Annotated in this window: 17 protein-coding genes; 11 read left to right on the top strand and 6 right to left on the bottom strand. The window is 66.5% G+C overall.

Annotated elements, in window-relative coordinates:
• The first annotated feature begins 30 nt into the window (after window positions 1–30).
• Window positions 31–264: a hypothetical protein gene (locus tag AB4Z37_RS01820; RefSeq protein ID WP_441514962.1), complete on the top strand. Its 234-nt coding sequence runs from the start codon at window positions 31–33 to the stop codon at window positions 262–264.
• A gap of 369 nt (window positions 265–633) precedes the next feature.
• Entirely contained in the window at window positions 634–1,410 is a 777-nt protein-coding gene (locus tag AB4Z37_RS01815) for a lipase family alpha/beta hydrolase (RefSeq protein ID WP_441514961.1), read from the top strand.
• Between the two features lie 9 nt (window positions 1,411–1,419).
• Here AB4Z37_RS01815 and AB4Z37_RS01810 read toward each other — a convergent pair whose 3' ends face one another.
• Window positions 1,420–2,340, bottom strand: coding sequence for a LysR family transcriptional regulator (locus AB4Z37_RS01810; RefSeq protein WP_441514960.1), 921 nt, complete (start codon window positions 2,338–2,340; stop codon window positions 1,420–1,422).
• A 121-nt stretch (window positions 2,341–2,461) separates the two neighbouring features.
• Here AB4Z37_RS01810 and wrbA point away from each other — a divergent pair, with 121 nt between their 5' ends.
• Together wrbA and AB4Z37_RS01800 are read left to right on the top strand one after the other, a co-directional pair.
• Window positions 2,462–3,070, top strand: a complete 609-nt coding sequence (wrbA, locus tag AB4Z37_RS01805; protein WP_441514959.1) for an NAD(P)H:quinone oxidoreductase — start codon at window positions 2,462–2,464, stop codon at window positions 3,068–3,070.
• 41 nt (window positions 3,071–3,111) lie between these two features.
• Window positions 3,112–3,531 (top strand): DoxX family protein, encoded by a 420-nt coding sequence (locus AB4Z37_RS01800; protein WP_441514958.1) that lies wholly within the window; start codon window positions 3,112–3,114, stop codon window positions 3,529–3,531.
• A 76-nt stretch (window positions 3,532–3,607) separates the two neighbouring features.
• Here the strand turns inward: AB4Z37_RS01800 and ppa are convergent, their stop codons facing one another.
• Window positions 3,608–4,135: an inorganic diphosphatase gene (gene ppa / locus AB4Z37_RS01795; RefSeq protein ID WP_441514957.1), complete on the bottom strand. Its 528-nt coding sequence runs from the start codon at window positions 4,133–4,135 to the stop codon at window positions 3,608–3,610.
• A gap of 62 nt (window positions 4,136–4,197) precedes the next feature.
• Window positions 4,198–4,491 (bottom strand): putative quinol monooxygenase, encoded by a 294-nt coding sequence (locus AB4Z37_RS01790; protein ID WP_441514956.1) that lies wholly within the window; start codon window positions 4,489–4,491, stop codon window positions 4,198–4,200.
• A 163-nt stretch (window positions 4,492–4,654) separates the two neighbouring features.
• Between AB4Z37_RS01790 and AB4Z37_RS01785 the strand changes: the two genes are divergently transcribed.
• Window positions 4,655–4,885: a DUF6489 family protein gene (locus AB4Z37_RS01785; protein ID WP_441514955.1), complete on the top strand. Its 231-nt coding sequence runs from the start codon at window positions 4,655–4,657 to the stop codon at window positions 4,883–4,885.
• A 12-nt stretch (window positions 4,886–4,897) separates the two neighbouring features.
• Here AB4Z37_RS01785 and AB4Z37_RS01780 read toward each other — a convergent pair whose 3' ends face one another.
• The 3 genes from AB4Z37_RS01780 to AB4Z37_RS01770 form a co-directional block, all read right to left on the bottom strand.
• On the bottom strand, window positions 4,898–8,458 hold the full coding sequence (locus AB4Z37_RS01780; protein WP_441514954.1) for a molybdopterin cofactor-binding domain-containing protein: 3,561 nt from the start codon (window positions 8,456–8,458) through the stop codon (window positions 4,898–4,900).
• A 6-nt stretch (window positions 8,459–8,464) separates the two neighbouring features.
• Window positions 8,465–8,938 carry a (2Fe-2S)-binding protein gene (locus AB4Z37_RS01775; protein ID WP_441514953.1) on the bottom strand — a complete coding sequence of 158 codons (474 nt, stop codon included), beginning with the start codon at window positions 8,936–8,938 and terminating at the stop codon, window positions 8,465–8,467.
• Between the two features lie 113 nt (window positions 8,939–9,051).
• Window positions 9,052–9,819, bottom strand: coding sequence for an SDR family oxidoreductase (locus tag AB4Z37_RS01770; protein ID WP_441514952.1), 768 nt, complete (start codon window positions 9,817–9,819; stop codon window positions 9,052–9,054).
• A gap of 192 nt (window positions 9,820–10,011) precedes the next feature.
• Between AB4Z37_RS01770 and AB4Z37_RS01765 the strand changes: the two genes are divergently transcribed.
• The 6 genes from AB4Z37_RS01765 to AB4Z37_RS01740 all read left to right on the top strand — a co-directional run bounded on the left by AB4Z37_RS01765 (window position 10,012) and on the right by AB4Z37_RS01740 (window position 16,241).
• Window positions 10,012–11,043 (top strand): L-idonate 5-dehydrogenase, encoded by a 1,032-nt coding sequence (locus AB4Z37_RS01765; protein ID WP_441514951.1) that lies wholly within the window; start codon window positions 10,012–10,014, stop codon window positions 11,041–11,043.
• A gap of 288 nt (window positions 11,044–11,331) precedes the next feature.
• Window positions 11,332–12,825 (top strand): 6-hydroxynicotinate reductase, encoded by a 1,494-nt coding sequence (locus tag AB4Z37_RS01760; RefSeq protein ID WP_441514950.1) that lies wholly within the window; start codon window positions 11,332–11,334, stop codon window positions 12,823–12,825.
• Entirely contained in the window at window positions 12,822–13,751 is a 930-nt protein-coding gene (locus AB4Z37_RS01755) for a UPF0280 family protein (protein WP_441514949.1), read from the top strand. Before AB4Z37_RS01760 ends, AB4Z37_RS01755 begins: the two co-directional genes overlap by 4 nt.
• Entirely contained in the window at window positions 13,744–14,328 is a 585-nt protein-coding gene (locus tag AB4Z37_RS01750) for an amino acid synthesis family protein (protein ID WP_441514948.1), read from the top strand. Before AB4Z37_RS01755 ends, AB4Z37_RS01750 begins: the two co-directional genes overlap by 8 nt.
• Window positions 14,325–14,909, top strand: a complete 585-nt coding sequence (locus AB4Z37_RS01745) for an amino acid synthesis family protein (RefSeq protein WP_441514947.1) — start codon at window positions 14,325–14,327, stop codon at window positions 14,907–14,909. The genes AB4Z37_RS01750 and AB4Z37_RS01745 overlap by 4 nt, the downstream gene beginning before the upstream one ends.
• 99 nt (window positions 14,910–15,008) lie before the next feature.
• Complete coding sequence (locus AB4Z37_RS01740; RefSeq protein ID WP_441514946.1) at window positions 15,009–16,241, top strand: ABC transporter substrate-binding protein; 1,233 nt, start codon at window positions 15,009–15,011, stop codon at window positions 16,239–16,241.
• The last annotated feature ends 11 nt before the right edge of the window (window positions 16,242–16,252 follow it).

Here is a 16,252-nt window from a genome sequence, read left to right as displayed (position 1 = left end):
GCGCCCCGGTCGCGTGCTAGCAAATCAAGCATGAAAGAGAGCCCGAACGCGCTGGTCGTTGATTTGCTGCAGTGGCTGGTGGCCGGGCCGCGACCCTACGCCGAGGTGATGGAGGCGTGGCGCACCAGTTGTCCGCGGCTGACCATTTGGGAGGACGCAGTCGAACTGGGCCTTGTGTGCCGTCAACGAAGCGAAAAAGGAATACAGCAGGTCGAGCTGACCGAGGTCGGCCGCGAAACCCTGCGCTGCGCCGGCACAACATAGGACCGTCCGCTGCGCGATCCCGACGGTCCATTGCTGACGATGCCAAGCGTCGTCTGCGTGCGGCACATCGGCAACGTCACGCATGAGCTGCTGTTCAACGAGGTGTTCGATCAGGTCGTGGCCTGTGCCGGGCGGTGATGACGGCCAATGTGGTGGATTGCGAGGTTCTCGCGCCCGGCGCGAATTGACCGGATATTATGCGGTTTGCCGGTGACCTGTGACGTTTTGAGCGCAAATACACCTCAGGAAATGGCATTATAATACCTTAATGCCGTGTCATGGTGACGCAAACAGGTTTAAATCTTTTGGAATCATTGCCACATTTCCTTTGTCAGCCCCGGTTGGGCTCCGCGAACAGAGGAAAGCCGGATGGCCTTTGAAGCCCAGACCCTGCGACCGCCTTCCAAGCTGCTGCTGATGCTCGAGGGACGTGCGCTGCACGAACTCGGCGCGTTCTATGCAACTCAGCCGCTGCTCAGCATGACCGCAAAGGGCGATGGCCATCCGGTGCTGGTGCTGCCGGGCCTCGTCACCAGCGACGTGTCGACGCGGCCGCTGCGCAGCTTCCTCGATAAGCATGGCTATGCCGTGAGCGGCTGGGGGCTCGGCCGCAACTTCGGCCTGCGTGAGGGCATCCAGGAGGGCATGGTCGATCTGGTGCGCCAGATCACCGATACGCATGGCCGCAAGCTCAGCATTGTCGGCTGGAGTCTCGGCGGCCTCTACGCCCGCCAGCTTGCCAAGATGATGCCCGATCATGTTCGTGCGGTGATCACGCTCGGCAGCCCGTTCGCGGCGCACCCGAAGGCGACCAACGCCTGGCGTGTCTATGAGTTCGTCAGCGGCGAGCGCGCCGACGATGCCGCGGTGGAAACCAAGTTCGGCGGTCCGTTGTCGGAAACGCCACCGGTGCCGACGACGGCGATCTTCAGCCGCAGCGACGGCGTGTGCGCCTGGCAAGGCTGTGTCGAGAAGGCCGGCAGCTTTGCCGAGAACATCGAGGTGTATGGCAGCCATTGCGGCCTCGGCCATCACCCCGCGGTGGTCTATGCGGTGGCTGATCGTCTGGCGCAGCCGGAAGGCACCTGGCAGCCGTTCGACCGCAGCGGCTGGCGCAGCCTCGTCTTCCCTGATCCGAACCGTTGATGGTCGCGGTCAGTCGGTCGCCAGCACTTCCCTGAGCTGCGACATCAGCCAGCGGGCCGCCGGACCCGGCGGCTTGTCGGTGCGATGCACCGCCTGCAGCGGATAGGCGCCGTTCTCCCAGTTGTCGAGGTTGAGGCGAACCAGCCGTCCGGCCGCCAAGTCGTCGCGCACCATGGGCTCCGGCATGCTGCCCCAGCCGACCCCGGCGAGCAGCAGCGCATGCTTGGCGCCGAGATCGGCGAGCCGCCAGGTGCGCACCGAGACCACACCGAACTCCTGTCCCTTTGTCAGCTCTGAGCGATCGGTGAGGACGAGCTGCACGCTCTTGCGCGCAGCGGTCGCCAGCGTCGCTCCCGGAGCGCTCAGCGGATGGGAGGGCGCCGCGACCGGAATGAGGCGGACAGCGCCGATCTGCTGCGTCGCCAGTCCATCGACATTGGCCAGCAGCGGACCGCCGATACCGACACTTGCTGTGCCGTTCAGCACCAGTTGCGTGATGGCGCCGAGCGCCTCGACATGCAGCCGCAGCGTGACGGTGGGGAAGGCGCTCTGGAACGCGTCGAGCGCCAGCGCCAGCTTGGCCATCGGCAGCATGACATCGACCACCAGAGCAACCTCCGCCTCCAGCCCCCAGATCAGGCCGCGTGCCCGCGCCAGCATGTCGCCGACGCCGAGCGCGATGGTGCGGGCATCGGCGAGCACCGCGCGGCCGGCTTCGGTCAGCTGCGGTGTCTTGGTCGAGGCGCGGTCGAACAGCGTCAGCCCCAGCTGGGCTTCCAGGTTGGTGATGGCGTAGCTCACGACCGATGTCGCCCGTCGCAGCCGGCGCGCCGCGGCGGCGAAGCTGCCGGCCTCGACGATGGCCAGAAAGATCTGGAGCTGGTCGAGGGTCGGTGGCCTTGGATCGAGCGGCGGAGGTGTTTTCTTCATATCAAGAATCTCGAACGATAAGTTCGATATTATATGACTTTTCAGAACGTGCGGACAGGTCCATTTCAGGCGGGACGGTCAACGCGCCCCCATCGGGGGCGCCTCACACGAGGAGCCTGCCATGTCCCAACCCAAAGTTCTGATTGCGTTTTATTCTCGCTCCGGCGTCACCGAGGCGCTGGCCAGCGCCATCGCCGACGGTGCCCGCGCCGCCGGCGCCGAGGTCCGCATCCGCCGCGCCCGCGAGGTCGTGAGCCAGGAGATCATCAACTCCGTGCCCGGCTGGGCCGACCAGGCGGCGGCGCTCAACGCCAAGTACGAGGCGCCGACCGAGGCCGACGCCGAGTGGGCTGACGCCATCGTGTTCGGCACGCCGACCCGCTTCGGCTCGGTGTCGTCCGAACTAAAGGCCTATATCGACAGCCTCGGCGGCCTCTGGTTCCAGGGCAAGCTCAACGGCAAGGCGGGCTCGGTGTTCGGCTCCTCGTCCACGCCCCATGGCGGCAACGAGTCGACCCTGATCTCGCTCTACAACCCGATGGCCCATCTTGGGCTGATCATCGTGCCGCTGGGCTATGCCGATGCCTCGCTGTTCAAGGCCGGCACTCCCTACGGCGCCTCGTCGGTGTCGTTCAACCAGGCGACGCCGCCGACAGCGGACGATCTCGAAGTGGCCCGCTTCCAGGGCAAGCGCGTGGCCACCGTGGCCAAGGCGCTCAAGGCCGGCTGACTGCAATCATCACCCCGCACATCTCATCAAGGACAACGATCATGAGTATCTCGGCCATTGACAACCGCGCTTCCTCGGGCGCGCTGGAGACCTACGTTCCCGCCCTCGGCCGGCTGCTGCTGGCTGCGATCTTTCTGCTCAGCGGTGTCGGCAAGGTGTTCGCACCCGGAGCGACGCAGGGCTATATCGCGGCCGCAGGCCTTCCTGCGCCGTTCCTCGCCTATCTCGTCGCGGTAGCGGTCGAGGTTGTCGGCGGCGCGCTGCTGGTGCTGGGCTATCAGACGCGTGCGGTGGCGCTGGTGCTCGCGGTGTTCACGCTCGCGACCGCATTCGGCTTCCACCATAATTTCGCCGAGCAGAACCAGATGATCCACTTCATGAAGAATCTCGCCATCACCGGCGGTCTTCTGCAGGTGGTCGCTTTCGGCGCCGGCGCGTTCAGCCTGGATGGACGTCGCTGATCGCAGAGCGCCGTCGCAAAACAAAAACACCCGCGTGGCAAGCCGCGCGGGTGTTTTGGTGTCAGTGCGGGAAGCTTTACTTCTTCGCCCGCTCGATCGCCTCGACGATCAGCTTGCGGGCTTCGGCGACGTCGCCCCAGCCGATCAGCTTGACCCACTTGCCCGGCTCGAGATCCTTGTAGTGCTCGAAGAAATGCTGGATCTGGTCCCGCGTGATGGTCGGCAGGTCGGTGTAGTTGTGGACGTTCTCGTAGCGCTTGGTCAGCTTCGGGGTCGGCACTGCGATGATCTTCTCGTCGCCGCCGCCGTCATCCTCCATCCGCAGCACGCCGATCGGGCGCACGTTGATCACGGCGCCCGGCACGATCGGGCGGGTGTTGGCGATCAGCACGTCGATCGGGTCGCCGTCGTCCGACAGGGTGTGCGGCACGAAGCCGTAGTTCCCGGGGTAGCGCATCGGGGTGTGCAGGAAGCGGTCCACCACCAGCGTGCCGGCATCCTTGTCCAGCTCGTACTTGATGGGTTCGCCGCCAATCGGCACTTCCACGATGACATTGACGTCCTCGGGAGGGTTCTTGCCGACGGCGATGGCATTGATATTCATAGCAAAGTGTCTCCTGGGCCGGCCGGTGGGCCGGGGTCGTTTGCGCGACAGGAAGACTATTTTCAGCCCATTTGCAATGGTTCCGCGCGATAAATCTCGATCGCGGCCGGCTCGGCCAGGAGGTCGCGCAAGGCCCGTACGAAGGCCCGCGATTCGGCCTTCTGGAAATGGGCGGCCAGCGCGTCCTGATCCTCCCATTGTTCGACGAACACCAGCCGCAGCGGGTTCTCGCAGTCGATGTGGACGGCATGGGCGAGGCAGCCCGGCTCGCCGCGCGAACGTTGGACATGCGCAAGGCTGAGCGCCACCACCTCGTCGAACGTTTCCTCTTCCGCCAGCACCGTGCCCGTGACCATGATCATCGCCGCGCCCCTGCCTCAGCCGCCGTTGCTTGAATTCCGTCAGTCAATCAGATTAGCTGGCCACAGCGTCTTGTACAAAGCGGACACCGGTTTGTGATCACAATCGGTGCATCAGATGCTTCGGGGTGCTTTCTCGTCGGGGACAAAAGGTGAGGCCATGAAAGTGACCGTCAATATCGACTGCACGCCGCTCGAGGCGCGGGAGTTCATGGGGCTGCCCAACGTCCAGCCGATGCAGGAGAACGTCATGAAGCAGCTCGAGCAGCAGATGCTGGAGAACCTCGGCAAGATGACACCGGATGCCATGCTGCGCAGCTGGATGTCATTCGCGCCCGAGCAGTTTCAGGATATGTTCAAGATGGCGTTCGGAGCCGGCAAGAGCAAATAAGCCGGCTCCCCGTCACGGCGCGCGCCGCAGCCGCGCCACCGCCGCCTCGACGTTTTGCCATGCCGGCTTGTCGGGGGCGAACTGGCGGCGCAGGAAGCCGATGAGTTCGGCGACCTGCGCGTCGTTGAGATGATCGGCGAACGCCGGCATGGTGCCGAGATCGCGGTGCGCGGGCTCGGCGATGCCATGCAGGATCACCTGGATCAGATTGTCCGGCATCGTGCTGTGGACGTTGCTGTTGAGCGCCAGCGATGGCCGGGCGCCGAACAGCGGTGGGCCGCCGACCTGATGGCAGACCGCACAGGCGCCCTGATAGATGCGCGCGCCCATCGATCCGCCCGACAGCGCCGATGCGGCGGTCGCGGTCTCCAGCGCAGCGGCGCGTGCATTCAGCTCCTGCGATGTCTGCGTCGTGTCGTTGAACGAGGCGAGGTAGATCGCCATCGCGCGGATGTCGGCGTCGGGCAGCACAGCCAGCTCTTTCACCACGGGCGCCATCGGGCCGGCGGCGACGCCGTGGTGGCGCGATGCGCCTGTCCGTAAATATGCGTACAGCTCGTCTTCGCTCCACGGCAGCGGCGCGTGCGACAGCGATGTCAGCGCCGGCGCTTCCCAGCCCTCGGCGACGCCGCCGGCGAGATACGCATTCGTGCGCTCGGCGCCGAGCGCGTTGCGCGGTGAGTGGCAGGCGGCGCAGTGGCCGAGACCTTCCACGAGATAGGCGCCGCGATTCCATTGCACTGACCGGTCCGGTTTCGGCATGAACGCGGTGCTGTCGTGAAACAGTGCATTCCAGCCGGCGAGCAGGGGACGGACACTGAACGGGAAGGCGAGCTTCGTCTCCGGCGCCTGCGCACGGACCGCAGGCTGGGCCATCAGATAGGCGTACAGCGCCTGCAGGTCGGCGTCGCTGGTCTTGGCGAAATGGTTGTAGGGGAACGCGGGATAGAGCCGCCGCCCGTCGCGGTGGATGCCGTCGCGCATGGCGCGGGCGAATGCCGGATAGGACCAGGTGCCGATGCCCGTCTCGACGTCGGGGGTGATGTTGGTGCTGTAGACGGTGCCGAACGGCGTTTCCAGCGCATGGCCACCGGCATTGATCGCGCCGCCGGGCCCCGTGTGACACACGGCGCAGGCGCCGAGCGCGGCGAGTTGCTCGCCGCGGGCAATGGTCGCCGCCGAATAGACCGAGGCGTCGGGCCGGGCGATCGGCGCGATTGCCGGCGTCCATGCCAGGAACGCCGTGGCGACGCCGATGGCGGCGGTGCAGGCGGCGGCGATGCTGCCGATGACGCCGCGGCGGCGCGCGAACGGGTTGGCACGGCCTCTGTCCTGCGGCGCGGCGAGGGCTGCGGGCGCGACGCCTGCGAGCGGTGTCGCGGCCTGCGGCGGCGGGGCGTCGCCGTAGAGCCCTTTGAGAATACGCTCTGGCGTGAACGGCGGCTCGCGGAAGCGCACGCCGGTGGCGTCGAAGATCGCGTTGGCGATGGCGGCGGCGCTCGGCACGGATGCCGACTCGCCGACGCCGAGCGGCGGCTGATCCTGGCGCGGCAGCATCAGCACGTCGATCTCAGGCACCTCGGGGAAGGTGATCAGCGGATAGGCGCCCCATTCCTTGCTGGCGACGCCGATGCGGTCGAACGACACCTCTTCCTTGAGGGCGCGACTGGTCGACTGGATGACGTTGCCGTGGATCTGGTGCCTGACGCCGTCCGGATTGATCATCAATCCGGAATCCTGGCCTGCGACCACGCGCACGACACTGACATCGCCGGTGGTCTTGTTCACCGCAACGTCGGCGATCCATGCCGACCATGCGGCGCCGTAGCCGGGAAACTTGCTGTGGACATAGAGCGCGTAGGCGAAGCCGCGGCCGCGCACCACGTCGCCCTCCGGCTCCGGCGGCGTCCATTGCGGTCGCGGCACCCAGTTGGCGCGCTCGGCCACCGCCTTGACGAGGTCGATCGCGCGCGGATCCTTCAGGTAGCGCAGCCGGTACTCAATCGGATCGACGCCGGCCTCGGTCGCGAGCTCGTCGATATAGGATTCGTGGGCGAAGGTGTTGGGCAGCGCGGACACGCCGCGCATCCACGATGCGCGCATGATCGGCGGCATGTCATGCACCACCACGCGGGTGTTGTCGTAATCGTAAGGCGGAATCGCAGTGCGGTCGCCCATCTCGAACACCGCCGGCTGCGGCGGGATCGTGCCGGTGAGGACCAGCGCCAGCGTCGGTGCGCCGTTCGACGGATAGCGCGTCGAGAAGTCATAGGCGGCGACGCCGCCGTCGGCATCGAGGCCGCCATTGACCTCCATCAGCTGCGCGGTGCCCTTGGGCTCCCAGGCGTGTTCCTGCGCCCGGGTGAGCTGCACCCGCACCGGGCGGCCGACCGCGCGCGACAGCAGCACGGCATCGGCAGCGACGTCGTCGGCGCAATTGCGGCCGTAGCAGCCGGCGGCCTCCATGCGGATGACGTCGATCTGCGTCTCCGGCTGCGCCATCAGCAGCGCGAGGTCGGCGCGCAGGATGTGCGGGTTCTGCGTGCCCGACCACACCCGCGTGCCGCTCTCCTGAACGTCGGCGACGGCGCAGGACGGCCCGATCGAGCCGTGCATGTGGTAGGGCCAGACATAGGTACGCTGCATCGGCTTGTCGGTCGCGGCGATGGCGCCGACGACATCGCCCTTGTCGAGCAGCGTGCGCGGCGTCGAGGGATTGGCGCGCAACGCGCTGGGGATGTCGCTGAGATCCGGCGCCGCCGGCATCGGCTTCCAGCTCACCTTAAGCTGCTCGGCCGCCTTGATGGCGTTCTCCTCGCGCTCTGCCACCACGCCGACGAAGTCGGCGATCCGGACCACGGCGACGACGCCGGGAATATGGTTGACCGAACTCTCGTCGACCGCGAGCAGGCTGGAGCCGACGAAGTCGCCGGCATCTAGTCCGGCATAGGGCGGGCGCACCACGCGGCCGTGCAGCATGCCGGGCACGCGCACGTCGTGGACATAGACCCACTCGCCGGTGGCCTTGGCCGGGATGTCGACCCGGGCGGCCGGTTGGCCGACGACGCTGTAGTTCTCCACCGCCTTGACGGCAATGTCGTCGGCGAGTTCGAGGCGGATGTGCTCGCCGGCGATCAGCTCGCCATAGCTGATGCTGTTGTTGTGTCCGCGGATCAGGCCGTCCTCGACGGTCAGTTCGCCGGGCGACAGCTCGAAGCGGGCCGCGGCGCGCGCCACCAGCACCTGCCGCGCTTGGGCCGCGGCCTTGCGCAGCGGGATCGCAGTGATCTGGATGGTCTCGCTGGCGATGGTCGCACCCTGGTTGGGGGTGCGCGAGGTGTCGCCGAGCACCATGGCGACACGAGCCAACGCGACGTCCAACTCCTCGGCCACGATCTGCGCCAGCGCGGTGCGGATGCCGGTGCCGAGATCGACATGGCCATTGAAGGCCGTGATCGTGTCATCGGCGGTGACGGTGATGAACGTTTCGACCGCGCCTGCGGCCGCAGTGCGCACGATCGACAGCGTGCCGTCGAGGCGCGGGGAAGCCTGTTCGCCCGTGTCCGTCGCCATGGCCGGTCAGGTCCCGCTCTGCAATTGTCCGGCGCGCATCACCGCGCGGACGATTTCGACATGGGTGCCGCAGCGGCACAGATTGTAGCGCAGCGCTTCGCGCACCTCCGTCTCGGTCGGGTTCGGGGTGCGGTTGAGCAGCGCCCGCGCGGTCATGATCATGCCGTTGAGGCAGTAGCCGCACTGCGCGGCCTGTTCCTCGATGAAGGCCTGCTGCACCACGTCCGGTGCCGCGCGCGTGCCCAGTCCTTCGAGGGTGACAATGTCATGGGAGGTGCAATGGCCGACGGGAATGACACAGGAGCGGGCGGCGACACCGTCGATCAGCACCGTGCAGGCGCCGCACTCGCCGAGGCCGCAGCCGTATTTGGGTCCGTTGAGCAAAAGGTCGTTGCGCAGCACATAGAGCAGCGGTGTATCGGGCGCGGCCGGCACGTCATGCTCGCTGCCGTTGACCGTCAGGCGGATGGTGTCCTGCATCGTGCCCTTGCGCCCCGTGAGCCTCCCCGTGTCTGTTGCGCTGCAACGCGACACGCACGACCGTTAGTATACAAACATAAACGCTGCGCGCTAGCCCGGACGGCAGCCCGTTTTCAGAGGCAGGTGGTGATGCCGCCATCGACATAGAGCGTGTGGCCGTTGACGAACGACGAGGCCGGGCCGGCGAGAAACACCGCGGCGCCGACCAGCTCCTCGACATTGCCCCAGCGCCCGGCCGGCGTGCGTTTGGCCAGCCAGGCGGAAAACTCCGGGTTGTCGACAAGGGCCTGGTTGAGCGGGGTCTTGAAGTATCCCGGCGCGATGGCATTGACCTGCAGGCCGTACTGCGCCCAGTCGGCGCACATGCCGCGGGTGAGATTGCGCACGGCGCCCTTGGTTGCGGTGTACGGGGCGATGCCGGGACGGGCCAGCTCGCTCTGCACCGAGGCGATGTTGATGATCTTGCCGCGTCCCCGCTTGATCATGTGGCGTGCCACCGCCTGTCCGGCGAAGAACACCGAGGAGATGTTGGTGCGCAGCAGCTGCTCCCAGCGCTCGGCGGGAAAGTCTTCCAGCGGGGTGCGGAACTGCATGCCGGCATTGTTGACGAGGATGTCGATCGGCCCGATGCGGTCCTCGATCTCGGCGACGCCCTTGGTCACGTCATCAGCCTGCGTCACGTCGAAGGCGGCGACCTCGACCGCATGCCCGTCGACGCGGAGCGTCTGCGCCGCGGTCGCGAGCTTGGCCGCATCACGGCCGTTGAGCACGATCGCCGCACCATGCTCGGCGAGGCCTTTCGCCAGCGCGAGGCCAATGCCCTGGCTCGAGCCAGTGACGAGCGCGCGCGAGCCGCTCAAATCAAACAATGACGTCTTCACGTTTCTCTCCCTGCTGACTGCGCGCGAAGTGCCGGCCATGATGTGCATCCGCAACTATTGACGGACATGTTACCGACAACATAATCCAGAGGCAAAGCAAGCGTGTGCTGCGTGTTGCGTCCCACAATCTGGTTCGCGGGCGTGCATGTCGCGATAGCGCAGTGATCGCTCGAAGCCCCTCCGGAGGAAGCCATGAAGACGATCGTCATCCATGCGGCGAAGGACCTGCGGATCGAAACGCGTGATGTGGAAGCGATGGGCCCGGGCCAGGTCGAGGTCGCGATCGAGGCCGGCGGCATCTGCGGTTCCGATCTGCACTACTACAACCATGGCGGGTTCGGAACGGTGCGGGTGCGCGAGCCGATGATCCTCGGCCATGAGGTGGCAGGGCGGATCGTCGCACTCGGCCGTGAGGTGTCCGGCCTTGCCGTGGGTGATCGTGTGGCTGTGTCGCCGAGCCGTCCCTGTGGCGAATGCCAGTATTGCCAGCAGGGGCTGCAGAACCAGTGCCTGAACATGCGCTTCTATGGCAGTGCGATGCCGATGCCGCACATCCAGGGCGCGTTCCGCCAGCGGCTGGTGGCGGAGAGCTGGCAGTGTCACAAGGTCGCGGATCATGTGTCGGCCAACCAGGCGGCGTTCGCCGAGCCGCTGGCGGTGACGCTGCATGCGGTCAACCGCGCCGGCTCGCTGCTCGGAAAGCGGGTGCTGGTCACCGGCTGCGGACCGATCGGCGCGCTGTGCATTCTCGCGGCGCGTGCCCACGGTGCGCGCGAGATCGTCGCCACCGACGTGATGGATGCGGTGCTGGCCAAGGCGCTGGCGGTCGGCGCCGACCGCACCATCAATGTCGCCGCCAATGGTGAGGCGCTCGCCGCTTATAACGTCAACAAGGGCTCGTTCGACGTCGTGTTCGAGGCTTCGGGCAACGAGCGTGCGGTGCGCGGAGCGCTCGACGTGATCAGGCCGCGCGGTGTGTTCGTTCAGCTCGGTCTCGGCGGCGACATCGCGATTCCGCAGAACGTGGTGGTGGCCAAGGAAATCGACATGCGCGGCACCTTCCGTTTCCATGAGGAGTTCGGGCTCGCGGTCGATCTGCTCAACCAGCGCCGGCTCGATGTCGGTCCGCTCCTCACCGGTGTCTATCCGCTCGAGGAGGCGGTGCAGGCGTTCGAGATCGCCGGCGACCGCAGCCGGTCGATGAAGGTTCAAATCGGATTCTGAAGGCAGGATCTTTCCGTTTTCGATGAGGCCGCTTGCTGTGCCGACCCTTGGTGTCGAGGCACAGGAATTGTTGCCCTGCACAAATTAGCGACATCGCCGCGAGGCAATTGCGGGTTTATTTTGCAATCGCCACGGTGGTGCTGCGTCGCCGCTTGACAGGCTGAGGGACGCCGCGCAAGATCGTTCGTATACGAATGAAGCGGCGCAGGCGGTGCCTGGGATCAATCGCGGTTGTGCGCCCCCTGGCACCGAGTGCGTGATTTGAACGGTGCGATGTTGGACAAGCCCATGCTGAACGATGCACCTTCGGGAGCGAGTGCCGGCGCGTCGCCGGCTCCCGCCGACAAGATCCGCTGCGATGCCTGTCCGGTGATGTGCTACATCAAGGACGGCGCAACCGGTGCGTGCGACCGCTATGCCAACCACGCGGGCGAGCTGGTGCGGGTCGATCCGCATGTGGTGCTGGAACGCACCGTGTCCCATGGCGGCCAGATCGTGCCGTTCCAGAAGGTTGGCGACTGGGATGGCAATCTTGTCGGCAAGGACAAGGTGTTCGTGACCGCGATCGGCGCCGGCACCACCTATCCGGACTACAAGCCCGCGCCGTTCATCGTGTCGTCGCAGGTCGACGGCGTCGACATGGTGACGGTCGTGACCGAGGGCATCTTCAGCTACTGCGGCGTCAAGGTGAAAATCGACACCGATCGCTATCTCGGCCCGGAGACCGCGCTGGTGCGCGCCCAGGGTGAGGCGGTCGGCCATGTCATGACCAGCGAATATGGCTCGCAGATGCTGTCGCTCGGCGGCGTGCATCATCTCACCGGCGGCTCCAAGAAGGAGGGGCGCGTCACCTGCGACGCGCTGATGGACCTGTCCAACGGCAAAGCCGTGGAGCTGACCATCGACGGCGGCGCCACGGTGGTGGTGCAGGCCGGCCAGCAGCCGATCGTCAACGGCGTCAAGGAAGAGCGCATGCGGGTCGGCTGCGGCTCGGCGACCATCGGCATGTTCGCCAAGCAATGGCTCGGCAAGGTCGACGAGGTGGTCGTGGTCGACGACCACATCACCGGCGTGCTGTCGGAGCATCAAGCCGGCAAGCTGCTGGATATTCCCGACACCGGCATCAAGATGAAGGGGCGTCGCTCCACGCCCGGGCGCTATTTTCAGGTCGCCGACCCCGGCACCGGGTGGGGCGGCACCAACATCTCCGATCCGCTGTCGATCCTCGGGCCGTTCGATGCCAAGGAGGCGAAGGCGGGCCTGCGCATGCTGATGGTCAGCACCACCGGTGAGCACTCTGCGTATTTCGAGCTCGATGACGCGCTGAAGCCGGTGCAGAAAGATCTGCCGCCGGAGCTGCAGCAGTCGGTCGAGCGCATCCAGGAGAACTGCGAGCCGGCACTGTGCACGGTGCTGTTCATGGGGGGCGCGGGCGGCTCGCTGCGCGCCGGCGTCACCGATAACCCGGTGCGGTTGACGCGTTCGGTGAAGGATGCGCTGACCAATGTCACCAGCGGCGGCGCGCCGGTCTATGTCTGGCCGGGCGGCGGCATCACCTTCATGGTGGATGTCACGCAGATGCCGCAGGGCGCCTTCGGTTACGTGCCGACGCCAGCGCTGGTTGCGCCGATCGAGTTCACCATGCGGTTGTCGGACTATGCCGCGCTTGGCGGCCACATGGACCATGTCCAGCCGCTGTCGTCGCTGAAGGACACCACCGAAGTGCTGCGGCAGGGACCACCGGCCGCGGCGGGCGGCGCGAAAGGGGCGGGGCAGCCATGACACGCCTCCCGCAGGTCAGGTTTTTGGCAGATGGCCGGCGCCTTCACCTGCAGGATGGGCCGATTGATCTCGTGGTCGAGGCGTTTGGCGCCGATCACCATGTCGAAGCCGCCTATGCGGCAGCCGTGAGACGCTTCACCGGGCTGCTGGACGCTCTGTGCGTCGAGCTCGGTGAGCTGCGCCGGCCGGCCGTGGTCAATGGCACGGCGTTGACGGGCTGCGTCGCGCGCCGCATGCATGCCGCGGTGGCGCCGTTCTCGGCCGCGCATGTCATCACCCCGATGGCCGCGGTTGCCGGCGCTGTCGCCGAGGAGATTCTCGGTGCGATGACCAACGCGGCGCGGCTCGACCGCGCCTATGTCAACAATGGTGGCGATATCGCCCTGCACCTTGCGCCAGGCCAGCGCTTCACGGTCGGCCTGGTGGACCGGCCGGACATGCCGGCGCTGATCGGCACGGCGACAATCGATGCCACCGAGCCGGTGCGCGGGATCGCCACCTCCGGTCGTCACGGTCGCAGCTTCTCGCTGGGCATCGCGGATGCCGTCACCATTCTCGCAGCCACCGCCGCTGAGGCCGATGCCGCAGCGACCATCGTCGCCAACGCAGTGGACCTGCCAGGGCATCCCGCGGTCGTGCGCGTGCCGGCCCGCGAGCTGCAGCCCGACAGCGATCTCGGCGACCGCCTCGTCACCCGCGACGTTGCGCCGCTGGCGTCGTTCGAGGTCGATGCGGCGCTTGACGCCGGCGTCGCGATGGCCGAGCGATTGATCGCGCGCGGCCTGGTCCATGGCGCGGCGCTGCGGCTGCAGGGCGCGACACGGACGGCCGGTCTTGGCTCTGCGGCGCCGGGATGCGACGCGTCGCGATCGATCGCACCGGCACGAACTGTTCCTGATCACCAAGAAAGTCGGATCCATGCCTGATGTCGTCATTCGCAAGCGCCTGATCCAGGTCGAGGAGATTTTTCACGAGGGCGGCAGGCCGGTCGCGGTGCCGCTGCGCCGTGGCGCGGCGCTCGCCGTCATCCGCAATCCGTTCGCCGGCCGTTATGTCGAGGACATTTCTCCTTTCATGGACGACCTCAATCCGCTCGGTGTCGACATGGCGTCGGCGCTGCTCGAGGCGCTCGGCGGCGATCCACAGCTGATCCAGGGCTACGGCAAGGGCGCGATCGTCGGCTCGGCCGGCGAACTCGAGCACGGTGCGCTGTGGCATGTGCCGGGCGGCTATGCCATGCGTCACGCGCTCGGCGAAGCCAAGGCAATCGTGCCGTCGGCCAAGAAGGTTGCGGGGCCGGGCGCCCGGCTCGACGTGCCGGTGACACATATCAATGCTTCTTATGTGCGTTCGCACTTCGACGCCATGGAAGTCGGTATCGCGGATGCGCCACGTGCCGATGAGCTGCTGCTCGCCCTCGTGATGACCACCGGTTCGCGCATTCATGCCCGGGTCGGCGGCCTCAAGGCGAGCGAGATCAAGGGAGAGGATGGATTGCGATGAAGGCCGTCATCCGCAAGATCGTGACCGTTGTCGAGGAAACCCGTCAGGAAGGCGGCCGCGACATCAATCCGCCGACCCGCCGCGCCGCGGCAGTGGCGGTGATCGAGAACCCGTTCGCCGGCCGCTATGTCGAGGATCTGTCGCCGCTGATCGAGATTGGCGAGGAACTGGGCGCGCTGCTCGCGGAAAAGGCGGTGGCGGCGCTCGGCATCGAGGGGCCGCATGCGCAGAGCTACGGCAAGGCGGCTGCGGTCGGCGAAAATGGCGAGCTGGAGCACGCCGCCGCGTTGCTGCATCCCAAGATGGGCGCGCCGGTGCGCAAGGTGCTGGGCAAGGGCGCGGCGCTGATCCCGTCGTCGAAAAAGCGCGGCGGTCTCGGTGCCGTGCTGGACATTCCGCTCGGCCACAAGGACGCCGCCTTCGTGCGCAGTCACTTCGATGGCATGGAAGTCCAGATCAACGATGCACCGCGCGCCAACGAGATCATGGTCGCGGTGGCGGTGACCGACAGCGGCCGGCCGCTGCCCCGCGTTGGTGGCCTGACAGTTGCAGAGATCAAGGGAGAGGATGGTCTGCGCTGACCTCGCGCTGAAAAGAAACGGATGACAGCGCGGGGTTAAAAAGGGACGATCACAATCGAACGGGCGCCGGTTGAGCACCCGCAAACACTGGAGGACTACATGCAACGACGCACACGTCTCTTGGCTGCGGGACCGATCATGGGGCTCGCGGCCGCAGCGCTCGGGATCGCGCTGTCGGGCTTTTCCACCGCGGCTCGCGCGGATGGCGAGATCAAGATCGGCGAGATCAACAGTTATTCGGCGTTGCCGTCCTTCACCGAGCCCTATCGCAAGGGTTGGCAGCTCGCGGTCGAGGAGATCAATGCGGCCGGCGGCATCAAGGGCAAGAAGCTGGTCGTCGTTTCCAAGGATGACGGCGGCAAGCCGGCGGATGCGGTGACCGCCGCCAACGAGCTCGTCGCCAGCGAAGGCGTGGCGATGATTTCCGGCACGTTCTTCTCCAACATCGGCCTTGCGGTCAGCGACTTCGCCAAGCAGAAGAAAGTGTTCTTCCTGGCCGGCGAACCGCTCACCGACGCCGTTACCATGGCGAACGGCAACCGCTACACGTTCCGCCTGCGGCCGTCGAACTACATGCAGGCGGCGATGCTGGCGGACGAGGCGGCGAAGCTGCCGGCCAAGCGCTGGGCCACGGTGGCGCCGAACTATGAGTATGGCCAGTCGGCGGTCGCAGTGTTCAAGGCTCTGCTGTCGGCCAAGCGGCCGGACATCCAGTGGGTCAGCGAGCAGTGGCCGCCCCAGGGCAAGATCGACGCCGGCCCGGTGGCGCAGGCGCTGGCCGCCGACAAGCCCGAGGCGATCCTCAACGTCACGTTCGGCCCGGACCTCGTCAAGTTCGTCCGTGAAGGCAACACCCGCGGCCTGTTCAAGGACCGCGCGGTCGTCAGCTTCCTGACCGGCGAGCCGGAATACCTCGACCCGCTCAAGGACGAAACGCCGGAAGGCTGGATCGTCACCGGCTATCCCTGGTACGACATCAAGACGCCGGAGCACGCCGCGTTCCTGAAGGCCTATCAGGCCAAGTACAACGACTATCCGCGGCTCGGCTCGGTGGTCGGCTACGAGCTGATCAAGTCGGCGGCGGCGATCCTCGCCAAGGCGGATTCCACCGAGACGGACAAGCTGATCGCGGCGGCCGAAGGCATCAAGCTGCCGTCGCCGTTCGGCGAGATCACCTTCCGCAAGGAAGACCACCAGTCGACCCTCGGCGCCTTTGTCGGCAAGACCTCGGTCAAGGACGGCAAGGGCGTGATGGTCAATTCGATCTACCGCGACGGCCTGAACTTCCTGCCGAGCGAAGCCGAGGTCGCCAAGGTGCGCCCGAAGGACTGACGTTGATGCCA

Origin of the sequence: Bradyrhizobium sp. 2TAF24, assembly GCF_052115025.1 — a bacterium.
GTDB lineage: Bacteria > Pseudomonadota > Alphaproteobacteria > Rhizobiales > Xanthobacteraceae > Bradyrhizobium_A.
Note: the sequence above shows the minus strand (reverse complement) of the source record. Positions and strands in the feature narration are given on the sequence as shown.